This is a genomic window from Pedobacter polaris, assembly GCF_005116505.1.
GTDB classification, from domain to species: Bacteria; Bacteroidota; Bacteroidia; order Sphingobacteriales; family Sphingobacteriaceae; genus Pedobacter; species Pedobacter polaris.
Genome location: NZ_SWBR01000003.1, coordinates 221,632 through 237,855, shown reverse-complemented (window position 1 = coordinate 237,855; position 16,224 = coordinate 221,632). Strand labels below are relative to the sequence as shown.

Sequence of the window (16,224 nt, the reverse complement as noted above, 5' to 3'; positions counted from 1 at the left end):
GGTTACCTTATTGTTAACCAGATTAAAGCTAACAATTCTAAAGCCGACAAAGATGGATCTGAAACCGCCCTTCTGATACGGTTAAGCGCAATATTGATCTGGTTTTTTACGGTTTTTGGTGAAATTTCAAGCTTTTCGGCAATCTCAGCAATTGTATGCTCGTTGTTGCGGCTTAGCAAAAAAACCTCTCGCATCTTATCGGGCATTTCGGCTATGGTTCGGTTAATAACCTCCATTACTGCCTCATATTGTAAGTCCACCTCACGAATTTCCATTTCGTCCATATAAGGTGTGGTGGTATGCTGTTGTTGTAGGAAATCGACAAAATTTCGAAAATGTTTTTCCTTAAACCCCCTAGTTCTGAAATAGCCTGAGAGCTTAAACCAAAGTCTATTTTTCAAATAGTTTTGCAATGGATTAGAAATCGAGAAAGTAGCCCTCTTTTCCCAAAGTTCTATGAACATTTCTTGAAGCAAATCATAAGCTTCATCTTGGTCTCCAATTTTTTTTGCAGCCAAAAGAAATAACTGCTGATAATAGCGGCGATGAAGCTCTTCAAAGGCGGCATAATCAGAATCTCTGATTAAACCTAAAAGATCTTGTTCGCCTATATGTTTCATTTCACGCTGTTATTTGCGGGCAAAGATAAGGCGTCGATGTTAATTTGCCGTTAACAACAACTAAGTGGCATGTTTATAAAAATGCGTTTATTATAACCCTAAAACGTTCTCAGCTTTCTATTATCAATCAATTGGTCAACCATTAGTTAGAAAACAATGAGCCATCTTAGAAAGAGTAGTGAATACTTAGCGCACTTATTTTTGATTGAACCAATTTTGCTCAATCATATATGACTAAGCAGTTGGTAAGGTAAAACAAAATCTGCTTCCCTCTCCTAAAGCACTTTCCACCCAGATTTTCCCTTGTTCGGCCTCTATAAAATCTTTAGAAATGGCAAGCCCCAATCCTGAACCCGACTTATTCTGACCATCTGTTGGCACTTGAAAGTACCGATCAAAGAGTCGTTTCTGATATTTTTCCTCTATTCCCTTACCAAAATCTCTGACCGAAAATTCGATAAAACCCTGCTTTGAAACTACTTCGATCACCACTTTGGATTTCTCCGAGCTATACCTTAGCGCATTGGAAAGAAAATTAACAAGTACCCATGCCGTCTTCTGGATATCAACATTTACTTCGGGAAGGTTGGCCTCACACTTGAGCTCCAGCACAATCAATTTTTGCTCGGCCTGAAACTTCACAGCTTCTACAGCAAACTGAACGATTTCCTGTGGTCTTGTGAGCGCAAAGTTAAGTTTAAGGTTACCGCTTTCCACCTGTGAAAGATCCAAAAGCTCACTTGTAATTTTCAATAGCCTATCGCTGTCATCTTGGATATGTTCCAAAAGCTCTAGTTGTTCTCCGTTCATCTCACCAACCCTGATGTCTTTTAACAGCTTCAAGCTCATCTTAATGGAAGAAAGAGGGGTTTTGAGTTCATGGGACACCGTGGCAATGAAATTTGTCTTCGCCTGGTCAAGCTCCTTGAACTGGGTCACATTTTTTAAGACATATACATTCCCTGCCGACCTGCTCGAAGAAGAGATGGCCTGATTGTCATCGGTTTCGATATTAGGCACTATGATTTCCCTGCTTTCCAGCTGGAAGAAGGATTCACGTTCATCGGCATAGATCTTCAGTGTTCTGTTATCGCCCTGCGGCTGAATTATATTCTTCAACAGTTCATTTTTCTGCATTAGCTCGCTGACATTCTGGCCTATAGTGGTTTGTTCATCAACACCGATAAGCTTAGCTGCTAATTGATTCAGAAACAGTACTTCACCTTTTTCATTCACCCCTATAATTGCGTCCTGCATTTGAGCGATGATCGCTTCAATTCTGGATTTTTCGCTTTTGAGCTTGGAAAGATTGCTGTTTTCCCATTCGTGCAGCTTTTTCGCCATCGAATTAAAGGAACTTGCAAGCTCTGTGAACTCATCATTATTGTTAAAATGTAACCGTTGCAGGTAGTTTCCATTTCCCACTTGCCGGATTGCCTGACTAAACTCGGACAATGGATTGGCTACAAACCCTGGAAAGTTGATCACAAAGGTGAAAAGTACTATAAAACAGAAAGATGCAGCTACGGCAATAGAGGTTTCAGCACGTGAATACTCTCTGTTGGCCGATTCGTTTTTATCGCTGATAGCCCTCATATTTACAGTCTCAATATCACTAAGTGCAAACCTTATCTCTCTTTCCGCAGCCTTGATAGCATCGAAAGAACTAGCAATTTTTAACCTTTTATAACCCTCTACTACACGCTCGACAGCGGCTTTCTCTCCAGGCTCTGTGATATTGTTATTTTCAAACTCAAGGTTCCGCTCAAAAATCTGAGCATTCGCTCTTGAAAAGGGATAGTCACCACCATCAAGTACATTCCGCATCTGCGCAACAAACTCAATGGATTTGTAGTTATCCTTCAGGATCAGTTTAGCCTTGGAAGAGATTGAGTTAAGAAAAAAAAGGGCGATAAGCCCAAAGCCAAGTACAATGACAAACAGAAATCCGAATCCTGCACGCAATTTGGTCTTGATTTTCATGGTTTTATATTTTAGTAGTAAAATTAGTTTAATGAGTTTAAGATAAAATGACCATATCGATCTCCTTGGCCGCCAAGTTTCGCAACAGCTGGTTAAAGATTGCCGTTCGCAGGATCACCTGAAAAATATTAAGGTGTGGCTTGCCAATACAGATCGTGGTAATCTCCCGTTCTGCCGCCATATCCATGATCGCTTGGGTAATGTTATTGCTCTTCACTTTTACCACTTCTGCTCCAAGTTCTGTTGCTAGCTTGAAGTGGTTGATCAAATGGCGCTGTTTGTCGAGCTTGATCTTGTCCAAACTCTCGCTGTCACTTTGTACATAGAGCACAATCCACGGCGAATGATAATAAGAGGCCAACCTAGCCGTTTTTCTAATTACCACCCCAGCTGTTGCCGCATTGGAAGAAATACAAGCTAAAAATTTCTCAGGCCTTAATTTTACCGATTTTGGGATTTCAAAATGGATCTTCCGTTCTACTTGATGCACTACCTCTTTTAGTGCCAGCTCTCTCAATTGAAGAATTTTCTCTGATTTAAAAAAATTACCCAATGCCTGCTCGATCTTGCTTTTATCATAAATCTTTCCTTCCCTGAGCCTAGTCAACAATTCATCTGCCGTTAGGTCGATATTTACAATCTCATCAGCAATTTCCAGGATTTTATCGGGAATGCGTTCAGTAATGGTAATCCCAGTAATCCGTTGCACGTCTTCATTGATGCTTTCCAAATGCTGGATATTCACCGCTGAAACTACACTAATGCCAGCTTCAAGTATATCATAAACGTCCTGCCAGCGCTTGGTGTTCTTTGAACCCTCTGCATTGGTGTGCGCAAGTTCGTCTACGATCACAATTTCTGGATGGCGGTTGATGATTGCCTGAACATCCATTTCCTCCAGAGATTTCGCTCTGTAAAAAATGCTTTTTCTAGGGATCATGGGAAGTCCGGCCACCAAAGCTTCGGTTTCATTACGTTTATGGGTTTCTACATAGCCGATACAAACATCAATTCCATCACGCAGTAGGGCATGTGCTTCTTGAAGCATCCGATAGGTTTTACCCACACCAGGGCTCATACCGATATAGATTTTCAGCTTGCCTCTTCTGGATTTTTTCACTAAATCAAGAAACTTTTGGACCGATTCTTCTTTGTTTTCCTCCATCAACTTTCTTACCTACTTTATGAAATTAATTGTTTTATTGTTTAAAACGAAACTGCGATACTTGCGGTTAGCGTTGCGTTATGGTTTACTAAACCTAAATTCCTGGTAAACACTTTGTCCTTACTATCATATACTTTGCCTTCTAACCTTAGTACCGCATTACTAATTGGTGAATAATCAAGGTTCAAAGAGTAGCCCATTGTTTCAAAACCATTCTCGGTTCCTGTTGCGATAAAGATGCCATCCCTATCCTCATAATATTCTGCCCTTGCAGCAATAGCGAATTTTGGATCGAACTTGTATTGCGCAATCAATACTGGAGAAATAATTTCGTTCTTTGCCGATTGTCCTTTTACCTTTTGTTGGGTGGCATAGTCAAATCCGGCGGTTAAACCGAATTCATCTGTCAACTGTGCTACTGCATAAAAATTATGATAAAATCTTGTTACACGAACAGCGTTTGCACCTTCTGTTCCAAGGTAGTTACTATAGTTTAAAGTTAATTTTTCAGTAGGTTTATAAGTCAACTGAACTCCCCCTGCAGGTTTACTATTGCCATCTAAACGATTGATTCGTTGCCATCCGTTCAAGTAAAGGAGTGTTGCTGTAAACTGTCCTTTTGGGGAAACATAAGTTACCTTTGCTCCCGATTCGTAATAGGGTGTATTTTCTGAAGAAATATTCCTTGTTAACACCCAGCAGTCCTTTGAGATTGCGCTTTCAAAACCGATATGAGAAGAGAAAATACCAGCATCTACCCAGATGTTCTGCTTTTCGCTCAACCTGATCCCAGCGTTGGCCTCAAATATATTCTTAAGTACCCCCGGTTCTGCTGCAAGGTTGGCATTGGTATAGGTACCAGCCATCAGTGCTATATTTGCTCTGATCTTACCGCTATCATAAGCGGCTTTGATAAATCCAAGGTTCAGATTTATCTCATTGTGCCTGTTATGTGAATATACAAAACCAGGTCTGTTGTTATTTGATGGTTCGTTGAAATCGTATCCATAGTAGGTTTCAAGGTAACCCGTTACTTTTAGCTTAGGTGCTTCTTGGGCATTTACATAAATGGATGTGGTTAATGCTAGTGCTGTAACTAGTAGTTTTTTCATACTATTCTTTTTATTACTTGTTAGTACCTTTTATTTTTGATTTATTATTGTTGGGCAGACCCATAATTACCTCCCTGCCCAAGAGATAAAGGATTGCTTATTTAATTTCATCAAGTGCAATATTCAGTTTCAATACGTTTACCGAACTTGGACCGAACATTCCAAGGAAAGGGCCCTGCGTATTTTTTATAACCAGTTCGGCAATCTTGCGTTCGTCGATTTTACGAATAGCTGCTATTCTTTTGATTTGGATGATAGCGCCCTGCTCAGAAATATTTGGATCAAGGCCACTTCCCGATGCGGTTACCATATCTGCTGGGATATCTGATCGTTTTATGGTAGGATTATATTTTAACAAGGTGTCGATACGATTTGAAACCCCTTTCAAATAATCCTCATTAGACGGGCCTTTATTTGAACCTGCCGAACCTGCAGCATTGTAGCCAACGGCAGATGGGCGACCCCAGAAATATTCTGGCTTAGTAAACGACTGCCCCAATAAGGCATATCCTACTACTTTTCCATTTTTGGTGATCTTTTCTCCTCCACCTTTTCCAGCAGATAATTTTCCAGCTAGTGCGATACTGAGCGGATATAGAACGCATAACAATACAATTAATACCAATGTTAGGCGGATGGATTGAATGATATATTTTTTCATTTTTTTAAAGTTTTTGTCATCCTGACGTGTGCCGATTTTATATCGGTAGCCTGTTGAAGGATTTAAGATTGCGTTTCGACAAGCTCAACGTGACAGATTAATATTTATACAAATAGCCCCACTACTAAATCAATAAGTTTGATACCAATAAAAGGAGCTACCACGCCACCTATGCCATAGATGAAAAGGTTTCTTCTTAGCAGTGCTGTAGCGCCAATAGGTTTGTAGGCAACACCTTTTAGTGCCAATGGTATCAGTATTGGAATGATGATTGCGTTGAAGATAACTGCAGACATGATTGCGCTTTCTGGACTATTTAATCCCATGATATTCAGGCTCTGCAACGCAGGAATTGATGCAATGAACAATGCCGGAACAATGGCGAAATATTTTGCCACATCATTAGCAATCGAGAATGTAGTTAGTGTACCACGGGTGATTAAAAGTTGTTTCCCGATTTCCACAATCTCGATAAGCTTGGTAGGATCATTATCTAAATCAACCATGTTACCAGCTTCTTTTGCTGCCTGTGTTCCGCTGTTCATCGCTACCCCAACATCTGCTTGTGCCAAAGCTGGGGCATCGTTTGTTCCATCGCCCATCATCGCAACCAGTTTACCAAGCGCCTGTTCATCCTTGATGTAGTTCATCTTATCCTCCGGTTTGGCCTCGGCGATAAAATCATCTACTCCAGCCTTTTCTGCAATATATTTGGCGGTTAAAGGATTATCTCCCGTAACCATTACTGTTTTTACACCCATTTTGCGCAGGCGTTCAAAACGTTCACTTATGCCAGGTTTAATGATATCTTGTAGTTCGATCACGCCAAGAGCTTCTTCGTTTTCAGACACTACCAATGGGGTTCCACCGTTAGAAGCAATCTGTTTCACTTGATCTTCTATATCCGTTGGGAAAGTATGCCCAGCGTTAATCACGATGTTTCGGATCGAATCAAAAGCTCCTTTGCGAATCCTTCTTCCGTCTGATGTATTGATTCCGCTTGAACGGGTCTCCGCAGTAAATTTGATAAATTCTGCTCCAACAGGTGCAATTTCGAGTACGGTACGTCCATCTGCCTTGGCCAGTTCAATGATCGATTTTCCCTCCGGTGTTTCATCAGATAAAGAACTCAATACGCATGCATCTGTAAACTTTTTGATGATCACCCCAGCAGTTGGGTAGAAGTTGGTAGCCTTACGGTTACCGATGGTAATCGTTCCGGTTTTATCAAGCAGCAATACATCTATATCTCCAGCTGTTTCTACAGCCTTACCAGATTTTGTAATCACATTGGCTCTTAATGCCCTGTCCATTCCTGCAATACCAATAGCCGATAGCAAACCGCCAATGGTTGTAGGGATGAGGCATACAAAAAGAGAAATCAACGCTGCAATTGTGATCGGCGTATTTGCATAATCTGCAAATGGTTTTAAGGTTACGCATACAATAATGAATACCAATGTAAAACTGGCCAAAAGAATGGTTAAGGCAATCTCGTTAGGTGTTTTTTGACGAGAAGCACCTTCTACAAGGGCAATCATCTTATCCAAAAAGCTCTCACCTGGCTCGGTAGTAACCTTTACCTTTATCTGATCTGAAAGCACTTTTGTACCCCCAGTAACTGATGATTTATCACCACCCGATTCCCTGATTACGGGAGCTGATTCTCCAGTGATAGCAGATTCGTCGATAGTAGCAATCCCTTCAATGATCTCTCCATCGGTAGGAATGGTATCACCAGCTTCGCAAATAAATATATCGCCTTTACTCAGCGAGTTTGATGAACGTACTTCTGTTGTTCCGTTGTCCAATACTACCTTTGCAGGTGTTTCCTCTCTGGTCTTGCGCAGACTATCTGCCTGCGCCTTGCCCCTTGCTTCTGCAATAGCCTCGGCAAAGTTGGCAAATAGCAAAGTTAACAGCAGGATCAGAAAGATAAAAAAGTTATATATTGGCGATCCCTGCCCTTGGTTGCTGATCGAGTAAATGGTTACATAGGCCATAACCAAAGTACCGATCTCCACGGTAAACATGACTGGGTTTTTGATCATCGCCCTAGGATCAAGCTTGACAAAGGATTGTTTCAATGCAGTCTGCACCAAAGCAGGCTCAAATAATTTATTATTAGTTTTCATTTGTTATCTACTTAAAGCTGTAAAATATTCTGCTAATGGCCCTAAGGTCAGAGCTGGGAAATATGAAAGTGCGTTGAGCACGATGATAACTGCAAAAGTCATCAGCGCAAAGGTTTTGGTATCGGTTTTTAAAGTACCCGCAGATTCTGGAATAAATTTCTTTGCGCCTAATAAACCAGCAATAGCAATTGGGCCAATAATAGGCAAGAAACGGCCCAGCAATAATATAATGCCCGTTAGTACATTCCAGAAAGTGTTATTGTCACCCAATCCTTCGAAACCTGAACCATTGTTCGCATTGGAAGAAGTAACCTCATATAACATTTCCGAAAAACCATGTGAACCTGGATTATTCAGCCAATTCTGGGGCTGTACTGCCCAGTTTGCGTCGCCATAGTTGTTGAATGTGTAGGTTGCAATCGCTGTACCTGTCAAAATTAAAAATGGACTTAGCAGAGTAATGATCGCCGCAATCTTAATTTCCCTTGCTTCAACCTTATGGCCTAAAAATTCAGGTGTTCTACCAACCATCAATCCCGAAATAAATACGGCAATGATCAGATAGATGAAATAATTTAGGATTCCTACACCACAGCCTCCATAGAACGAATTGATCATCATCCCCAGCAATTGCCATGCACCTGTTAATGGCATGCTGCTATCATGCATACTGTTAACCGATCCTGTAGAAATAATGGTAGTTACTGTACTCCAGTAGGCCGAAATTGCAGGACCAAACCTCACCTCCTTACCTTCCATAGCACCAGTTGCCTGAGATATGCCCATTTTTGCAATTGCCGGATTACCCCCTAATTCGGAGCTTAATGTAGGAATGAGCAACAATAACATACCTATGGTCATTACACCAAAGATTGTCCAGGCCAGTTTCTTTCTTCTAATAAAAAAACCGAAAGCGATAACCATGGCTATTGGGATAATTACCTGAGCAATAAGCTCAACCATAGCTGTAAAATAGTTTGGATTTTCTAAAGGGTGTGCAGAGTTTGCACCGAACCAACCACCGCCATTTGTACCCAAATGTTTAATGGCAATAAAAGCTGCAGCTGGACCTCTAGAAACATTTACGGTATCACCTTGCAGAGATATGAATTGATCTTTGCCTTCATAGCTTGATGGTGTTCCGTTAAAAGTAAGGATCAATGCCATAACCAATGATAATGGCAATAGTAAGCGGGTAATCGATTTCACAAAGAAATCCCAAAAATTACCCAACTTGGTTGTAGTTTTATCCCGAAACGCTTTAAATAATACCACCGCAGCAGCGATACCTGTTGCACAGCTCACAAACTGCAAAAACATCATTACATAATGCTGGGATAAATAACTCACTCCTGTTTCGCCAGAATAGTGCTGTAGGTTACAGTTTACCACAAAGCTGATAATGGAGTTAAAGGATAAATCTGGCGACATTCCCGGATTTCCATCTGGGTTCCAAGGTAATTTATCTTGGTAGATAAGCACAAAAAAGCCATACACTAGCCATACCAAATTAATAGTAAGTAATGCTTTTAGGTGTTGTTTCCAGTTCATCTCTTCTTTGGGATTGATTCCGGAAAGCCTATATATTCCGCTCTCGAACGGTTTAAGGAAATCCGTCCATACCTTCTCACCTGCAAAGACCTTGGCAAGATACTTCCCTAGCGGGATGGCTATAGCCAATGTTAACAGGAATGTGGCAACAATGCCGAGTAATTCTGTGTTCATTTTTTACTTCTTAAACTCCAAAAGGAGTGGTTAAAATTTTTCGGGTTTGATGAGTACGTAAACCATGTACAGGAATACAAGTACCGCAATGATGAATAGTGAAACCATGGGATTTAGATTTTCTCGAACAAGTCGATGGATAAATACATTGCCCAACAGAGCAATAAGATGAGGATAAATAGGATTGCTGTCATAATCTAATTGTTTTTATGCACCCTATACCAACCCGCGTACCACAAAAACAAGAACATACATAAACAATTGAAAAACAGTAGTTTACATCAAATAAGAACTAAAACAGAAATCCGGGACATAAAAAAACCCTTCCAAAATGGAAAGGTTTTTTTCATATCGGGCAAAGCAAAAAAACATCAGTTGATATTGTATTCTTCTATTTTGCGATAGAGTGTAGTGAGCCCTATTCCCAGCAACCTTGCCGTTTCAGTCTTGTTGCCTCGGGCATAAGAAAGTACTTTAATAATGTGTTGTTTTTCAACCATGGCCATTTCCATAGCGTTCGTAGCATCATTTGCACCATTGTTAAACTCATAGGGTAATAAATCAGAGCCAATTACATTGCTACTAGCTAAAATTACCGCCCTTTCGATAATGTTCTTAAGCTCACGGATATTCCCCTTCCAGTAATGGTTAGAAAGATATTCAATGAAAGAATTGTCCATCGTAAGTTCGTTCCTGTTTACCTTGTCAGAAAACTCCTTCAGATAATGCTTTGCCAGCAGAACGATATCGCCTTTTCTTTGGGAAAGGCTTGGCAGAACAATAGCAAATACCGACAGCCTATAAAAAAGATCTGAACGGAAATTGCCCTTGTCTGATTCTGACTTTAGGTCTCTATTGGTTGCCGCAATAATCCTAACATTAACTTTACTGGTCTGTGTGGCGCCCATTTTGATAAATGTTTGATTTTCTAGCACCCTTAAAAGTTTGGCCTGCAGGTCGATATTCATCTCCCCTATTTCATCAAGGAACAATGTGCCTTCATTTGCCTCTTCAAGCAGTCCTTTTTTATCCTTATTCGCACCAGTAAAAGCACCTTCCTTGTAGCCAAATAATTCACTCTCTAGCAGTTCCGGATTAAAACCACTGCAGTTCAACGCAACAAAGGGCTTGTTCCTTCTGGGGCTTCCATAATGGATGGCCTGCGCAAAAACTTCTTTTCCCGTTCCCGTTTCACCAAGCAATAACACTGTTGTATCGGTTACCGCTACTTTTTGTGCCAAGGTAATCGCCTCCTTAATTGCAGGGGAACTACCGATGATACTTTCAAAACTGTGTTTAAGTCCAACCTTTTTTTCCAGATCGAAAACACGTGCCTGAAGCTTTGCCTTCTCCAATGCCTTGTGCAAAAGTGGAATGATTTTATCGTTGTCGTCGCCCTTGGTGATATAATCAAAAGCCCCATTTCGCATGGCTGTTACCCCATCTGCAATGGTACCAAATGCAGTAAGATTGATAACCTCAACATAGGGTCGGATCTTTTTGATTGCTATTACCAGTTCAACCCCATTGGCATCCGGCAATTTTACATCACTTAGTACTACCATTACCTCATGTGCACTGAGTAGCTTAAGTCCTTCTTTTCCCGTTGCAGCCTGTAGCACATGGAAACCTTCGAGTTCGATGATCCTCGATAGCAGGCTTCTGATTTTGGCTTCATCGTCTATGATGAGTATGGTATGTTCCATAAAGTTGATGCGATTAATGCAAATATAAGTTTAGTTATTCAAACCTCTTACTCTTATATTAAAGCTAGTTCATCCCACCTAAAATAACTGGATTTTTGTTACTGCCCAGTAAAATAATCTTTGTATTCGAAGAAAGAGCAATTTCTTTCTGAGCCTTGATGGCTTCATATTGCAGCTGTTTATCACTTAATCCGGTAGATAAGATTTTTTGGTAATCGGCAATACCTTGTGCCTCTACACGTTTACGTTCTGCTTCCTGTTTTTCTTTCTGAAGAACGAAAGTCATTTTTTGCGCCTCTTGTTCTGCATTGATCTTCGATTCAATTGCTGCTTTTACTGAAGGAGGGAGTGTTACATTTCTAACCAACAATTGCTCAAGATCTAAACCACGTTTTGCAAAGCTGGCAGCAATAGTTTGGTAAATTTTCTGCTGGAATTCCTCGCGTTTTAATGAGTAAAGCGCAACAGCATCATAAGAAACTGCATTATCCCTAATTGCAGTTCGCGTAATCGGCCTTACAATCTTATCTACATAATCTGTTCCAATTGTACCAAGAATATTTGGTGCCGAAGTAGGTTTCACCTTAAACAATACAGAAAGGTCAATTACCACTTCCAATCCATCAGCAGACAACACCCTTATGGCATCGTCACCATCCTTGTTTCCTTCATTGTGCACTGCTGACATGGTGTAATTTTGTGTTCGAATATCGAAAGTTGTTACTTCAACCAAGGGGTTTACTATATTCAACCCACTATGGAGCACATTTTCATCAACCTTGCCATAAAGCGTCTTTACCCCAACATCTCCCGCATCAATTACCTTTAACATTGAGGTTACTGCTCCTAGGAAAATTACAACAAGACCAACGATACGAACAATCCCCTTAAACCTTGCCAGTGGACTGTTGCCTTTGGCCATAAAAAAGCCTACCGAAATGATAAGCATACCTAAAATAATAAGAAACATAATTTTTAAATTTATTTGCATTAGGGTCAACAAACTGAATGCCCTAAACAGCAGTTCCTCCAAAAAAACGGTAATCACTGGGATAAACATTGTTTTTCCGCTTAGACCCAAGCAAACAAATTCAAAGCACCCTTCCAAAATGGAAAGACTTTTTTCATTTTGGAAGGCATGAACAATTACACATCCTGCTCCTTTTCTACAGATGAAGGTCGGTTTATATCTTGAGCCGTTGATGAGCGTTTGCGATCGACCTTTCGACTGAGAGAATTTATAAATACCTTCTTACATGGAAATTCTAACAAAACAACTGTGGGTTGCTACAAAACCACTGCATATAAAGTTAATACAACTAAAAGTATATGCTTTATGCAGCTTTTTAGGAATGAGAGTAAATATCTTTGTGATGTGGAAACAAATGAATAGCTATGGTTAAAATGAAGACAATCGGCAACAAGATTGCTGAAGCACGTAAAAAAATTAAGATATCGCAGGCTGGGCTTGCAGAACGCCTTTTCATTAGTCCACAAGCCGTGGGGAAATGGGAACGTGGAGAATCGATGCCAGATATCACCACATTTGAGCGGCTTGCTGGAATATTGGGAGTTGACCTAAACTATTTCTCAGAAAGCTTTGAATCTGATCTTGTAGCCCCATCTGCTTTGAATACACAAGATACTGAAGTCCAAATAGCACAAAGAACAAAGCCAGTTTGGGACTTGTCACGTGGAAATTGGACCGACGCTGACTTTTCAGGACTGAAAGGCCTTCATGAAAAATTGAGCTCATCTAATCTGCAACGCTGCCTATTCATAGGGTCGGACCTATCGGGACTCCTGCTGAAAACGAACAATGTAGAAAGCTGTGATTTTTCCTCATCCAACATCAATGGAAGCCACATCCAAGGTTCGCATTTAGATAACAATTTGTTTAAAGATAGTTCGCTCAAGAGCGCCAAGTTTTCGAAAAGTTATTTTATGGGTTGCGATTTTTCGGGCTCCGACTTTGACGACAGCGATATTAGGACTTCTTATTTTGACGGCAACCTCTTCAAAAATAGTTCCTTAAAGGCAGTTAAGCTTTTCAAAAGCTATCTCAAAGGATGTGATTTCTCAGGTTCGGATTTTTCCCAAACGGAGCTAAGGTCTGGTGGATTTGAACATAACAATCTAAAGGGTGTAGTATGGAAAGAAACTTCCTTCATTGGAACACAGCTTAAGGACCTAACTTTCGATGGTACCATAGAAGGTTGCTATTTTGAGAACTGCTCATTCGACTGGGTGAAGTTTGAAAATGCGAACCTGATTGGCACCTTCTTCAAGAACAATAGGTTTAAGCGAATGAAGTTTGTGGATTGCACAACCGATGCGGTAACTTATGGCTTTTTGAAAAACGGGGGAGCTAATTTGGATGGGCTAACCTTAATAGACAATTGATAAAATAGTAAAAACGCAATAGTAAAATAGCTATTCCCATACGTATATATTATAGTCTGCCACCTGCAGGCTTTTAATATGAAAAATATAAAATGTAATCTATTATCGATTCTGTTGCTCATGATTGCAATATCTTGCAAAAAAGAAAAACAGGCGGCACTAATTCTCCCAGAGGCAAACCAATGGATTTTAGACAGCATGAAGGTTTATTATTATTGGAACGAGCAATTACCAAAACAACCTGAACCAAATAACAGTGCCTCTCTTTTCTTCCAGGGCTTGCGCTATTCAGCTGATCGTTTTTCCTATATGGAAGATCCAGCTGCAAATACTACCGAATATTCTTCTTTTGCCTACTATGGATTTGAGTATGCATTGGTTCAAATGCCAGCTTTCCCCGGGCGTATATTCGGTACGGTTACCTTGGTTGTTCCGAACGGACCAGCTGCAAAAAAGGGCTTAAAAAGAGGAGATTTATTCAGCGCAGTTAATGGTATAGAAATTAACTCAAGCTCATCAAACGCTATAAAACAGCTATTGAAACAAGGTGCTAATATCTCATTACAAACTTTAAAGGTAGTAAATGACCAACTTATAAGTGGTCCACTTTTCTCTATCTCTTATTCCTATTTTAGGGAACAGCCAGTTTATCTTACCAAAATATTTTCCAACGGGAATAAAAAGACAGGGTACATCTTTTACAATAATTTCAATGATGAATTTGATCGCAATATCCTTGATTCGATTGCAAAATTTAAAAATAAGGGGATTAAAGACCTCATTCTAGACTTGCGCTACAATCCTGGGGGAGCGGTTTCTTCTGCGGCAAAAGTAGCCGCAGCAGTTGTTTCAGTTAATGAAGGTGAAATTTTTTTAGTTAGCCAGGCCAATAAAAATGGAGGGCGCTTTACCGATTCTTTTGGGCAGACCATTGCAAAGGGTTCCTCGTTGCCACGAACTTTTGCTGAAGTTATAAATTCACGAATTTCAATCGAAAAATTGTTTGTCCTTACCTCGTCAGCCACTGCATCTTCTGCAGAATTATTGATCAATAACCTAAAACCTTACCTAAATGTTGTACAGATTGGCGAAAAAACCATAGGAAAGGATATGTCCAGTTTCGAAATTTATGACCAGCGGGTACCAAAAAAAATAATGTATGTATTGCACCCGCTAATTTTCAAATTATACAACTCAAAGCTGCAGGGCGATTATAGTGCAGGCTTAGTTCCAGATTATTTCGCAGACGAGTTTAGCACACTACCCTTAAAAGAATTCGGGGACAAAGAAGAAATTTTACTAAAAAAAGCGTTAGAAGTTTCACTTGGTACATCCCCTATTATTAGTTCAAAAGTTGCATCCAATAAAGTAGCTCCAATCCTATCCGCTAATACAAAAGCAGTTTTCCAGTCTTCTTTCGCACGTAGTACAACAATGTCACCCATCAGTTTTGGAAGAGGAAAAACCGGCCTAGATTTTAAATCAAATAAAAAATGAGAAAGTCATAGTAAAAAAACAACTTCTATCCGTAATACTATTAAAAGCAAGACAACTGCTCTGAGATTAAAAGGAAATGACAAAAGAATTAATATACAAATATTTTAATAACACCTGTTCTCCAGAAGAGTATGAGATGGTAAACACCTATCTTAAAGGAAATGATATCACCTTATTTCATGAATATATGGACGAGGTAGCCTCGCATTCCACTAACGAAACTACAATTGACCAGGAAGAATCTTTAGCATTGTTGAAGGTAATCCATCAAAAAATAGAGACAGAAGAAGTAATCAAGCACATCTCAAAAGAAATCGAATCCGACAGCGATATTATAAAAATAAATGCCAACCAAAATCCGGGTGCTAAAAGAACATTCTGGAGTTTTCCATTACGGATAGCTGCAAGTATTATTGTACTATTTACAATTGGTGGCGTATATGCGGTTTGGAAAAAGCAGGAGGATAAGGCCACCCCTACATTGGCCATCTGGACAACCATGGGCAATCCATCAATAAACGTTAAGAAATTGGTGATGCCTGATGGAACAAACATTTGGCTAAATGCATATTCTTCTTTAGCCTATAAAAAATCAGAGTATAACTTAGTAAAAAGAGAGGTTCGCATTAGCGGGGAAGCATTTTTTGACGTTGTTCATAATGTAGAAAAGCCGTTTGTGGTGCGATCTGGAAACCTGAGTACAACAGTGTTGGGTACTGCATTTAACGTAGAGGCTTATAAGACCGCTAAAGATATCAGCATTATTCTAGTTAGAGGCAGGGTTAAAGTCCAAGCTGAAAATCAAGAAAAATTCCTTGTTCCCGGACAGATCTTAAAATACGGCACTGACAACCGTTACATGGATGTGAAAAGTATTGAAACCAAAGACGTGAATGCTTGGATCGACGGGAAGTTAGTCTTTAATGATATTCCATTAGCTGATGCCTTCAAAAAGATGGCACAACAGTATAACATAACCATTATAGCGCCTGAAGCCAAAAAGCTAAACAATAAAAGACTTACTGGGGTATTTGAACGGCAAAGACCAGAAGATCTGCTGAGAAAAATACTTTTCATCTACGGATTTGACTATGACAAGAAAGGAGGAAAATTCATCATAAAAATCTAGACCAAAAAAAGAGGGCATTGTCTCACCAACGCCCTCTCAAACAATTCTTCAAGCCTTTAGAACTTAAAAAAAAATAAATTTATGCATC

13 protein-coding genes are annotated in these 16,224 nt (G+C 39.9%); 3 read left to right on the top strand and 10 right to left on the bottom strand.

The window, feature by feature from the left end; translation table 11 throughout:
* Positions 1 to 2: 2 nt before the first annotated feature.
* The 10 genes from FA048_RS13055 to FA048_RS13010 all read right to left on the bottom strand — a co-directional run bounded on the left by FA048_RS13055 (position 3) and on the right by FA048_RS13010 (position 12,077).
* Positions 3 to 620, bottom strand: coding sequence for a sigma-70 family RNA polymerase sigma factor (locus FA048_RS13055; protein WP_136841705.1), 618 nt, complete (start codon positions 618 to 620; stop codon positions 3 to 5).
* Between the two features lie 234 nt (positions 621 to 854).
* The gene (locus FA048_RS13050; protein WP_136841703.1) at positions 855 to 2,603 is read right to left on the bottom strand and encodes a HAMP domain-containing sensor histidine kinase; all 1,749 of its coding nucleotides are present in this window, start codon (positions 2,601 to 2,603) and stop codon (positions 855 to 857) included.
* A 37-nt stretch (positions 2,604 to 2,640) separates the two neighbouring features.
* Entirely contained in the window at positions 2,641 to 3,768 is a 1,128-nt protein-coding gene (locus tag FA048_RS13045; RefSeq protein WP_136841701.1) for a sensor protein KdpD, read from the bottom strand.
* 41 nt (positions 3,769 to 3,809) lie between these two features.
* Positions 3,810 to 4,880 (bottom strand): porin, encoded by a 1,071-nt coding sequence (locus tag FA048_RS13040; RefSeq protein ID WP_136841699.1) that lies wholly within the window; start codon positions 4,878 to 4,880, stop codon positions 3,810 to 3,812.
* A gap of 97 nt (positions 4,881 to 4,977) precedes the next feature.
* A complete protein-coding gene (locus FA048_RS13035; RefSeq protein ID WP_136841696.1) occupies positions 4,978 to 5,541 on the bottom strand; it encodes a K(+)-transporting ATPase subunit C in 564 nt (187 codons plus the stop codon).
* Positions 5,542 to 5,645: 104 nt separating this feature from the next.
* A complete protein-coding gene (gene kdpB, locus FA048_RS13030) occupies positions 5,646 to 7,676 on the bottom strand; it encodes a potassium-transporting ATPase subunit KdpB (protein WP_136841694.1) in 2,031 nt (676 codons plus the stop codon).
* A gap of 3 nt (positions 7,677 to 7,679) precedes the next feature.
* On the bottom strand, positions 7,680 to 9,401 hold the full coding sequence (gene kdpA / locus FA048_RS13025; protein WP_136841692.1) for a potassium-transporting ATPase subunit KdpA: 1,722 nt from the start codon (positions 9,399 to 9,401) through the stop codon (positions 7,680 to 7,682).
* A gap of 30 nt (positions 9,402 to 9,431) precedes the next feature.
* A complete protein-coding gene (locus FA048_RS20110) occupies positions 9,432 to 9,509 on the bottom strand; it encodes a potassium-transporting ATPase subunit F (RefSeq protein ID WP_136842436.1) in 78 nt (25 codons plus the stop codon).
* Between the two features lie 263 nt (positions 9,510 to 9,772).
* Complete coding sequence (locus FA048_RS13015) at positions 9,773 to 11,107, bottom strand: sigma-54-dependent transcriptional regulator (protein ID WP_136841690.1); 1,335 nt, start codon at positions 11,105 to 11,107, stop codon at positions 9,773 to 9,775.
* A gap of 64 nt (positions 11,108 to 11,171) precedes the next feature.
* Entirely contained in the window at positions 11,172 to 12,077 is a 906-nt protein-coding gene (locus FA048_RS13010) for a prohibitin family protein (RefSeq protein ID WP_136841688.1), read from the bottom strand.
* A gap of 434 nt (positions 12,078 to 12,511) precedes the next feature.
* On the opposite strand from FA048_RS13010, the gene FA048_RS13005 reads away from it, so the two are divergent.
* The 3 genes from FA048_RS13005 to FA048_RS12995 all read left to right on the top strand — a co-directional run bounded on the left by FA048_RS13005 (position 12,512) and on the right by FA048_RS12995 (position 16,136).
* Positions 12,512 to 13,510 (top strand): pentapeptide repeat-containing protein, encoded by a 999-nt coding sequence (locus FA048_RS13005; RefSeq protein WP_225872540.1) that lies wholly within the window; start codon positions 12,512 to 12,514, stop codon positions 13,508 to 13,510.
* A gap of 120 nt (positions 13,511 to 13,630) precedes the next feature.
* Positions 13,631 to 15,007 (top strand): S41 family peptidase, encoded by a 1,377-nt coding sequence (locus tag FA048_RS13000; RefSeq protein ID WP_205943482.1) that lies wholly within the window; start codon positions 13,631 to 13,633, stop codon positions 15,005 to 15,007.
* Between the two features lie 76 nt (positions 15,008 to 15,083).
* The gene (locus FA048_RS12995; protein WP_136841682.1) at positions 15,084 to 16,136 is read left to right on the top strand and encodes a FecR family protein; all 1,053 of its coding nucleotides are present in this window, start codon (positions 15,084 to 15,086) and stop codon (positions 16,134 to 16,136) included.
* The last annotated feature ends 88 nt before the right edge of the window (positions 16,137 to 16,224 follow it).